The organism is Nocardia cyriacigeorgica (assembly GCF_005863245.1).
GTDB classification, from domain to species: domain Bacteria; phylum Actinomycetota; class Actinomycetes; order Mycobacteriales; family Mycobacteriaceae; genus Nocardia; species Nocardia cyriacigeorgica_C.
Genome location: NZ_VBUT01000039.1, coordinates 1 through 467, shown reverse-complemented (window position 1 = coordinate 467; position 467 = coordinate 1). Strand labels below are relative to the sequence as shown.

Below are 467 nucleotides of genomic sequence, written 5' to 3'. Positions count from 1 at the left end.
TTACCGCCTCGGCCAGAGCGCACCCGCTACCCGAGTCACCGTGTGGTCGGGCCGCGACCGCCCCGTGGCCGTCAGCTTGCGAGGCACCGCATCCGGCGTGGCGGTCTCGTTCGACATCTACGGGATGAACAGCCCACAGGTGAAAGGCTACGAGGGCACCGATCTGCGCGAGGCATGGTCCATGCCCGGCACAGTCGCAGCCTCGACGAACAAGACCTACGTGGTCACCACGCCAGGCGAATGCACGGCCTGCCCAGACAAATGGGTAATCCTCGCAGCGAACGGATCAGTGCTCCACGCACCACCGACCACCATCGCCGTCCCGCTCGATCTGGTCACCGATTACGGATACGGGCTCGAAAGCCCGGACGGCATGCTGTGGTTCGACGACGCCGCCGGCCGCATCCCCGAAGGGGCAGCAGGAGCACTGCGCAACGCCAGCGGGCTGCTCCCAGACCCGATGACCC

1 protein-coding gene is annotated in these 467 nt (G+C 67.0%); it reads left to right on the top strand.

Annotated features, from left to right (window positions below; translation table 11 throughout):
- Positions 1 to 97 precede the first annotated feature (97 nt).
- Positions 98 to 467: hypothetical protein (locus FEK34_RS29840; RefSeq protein ID WP_138453320.1), on the top strand; the 370-nt coding region annotated here is incomplete at its 3' end.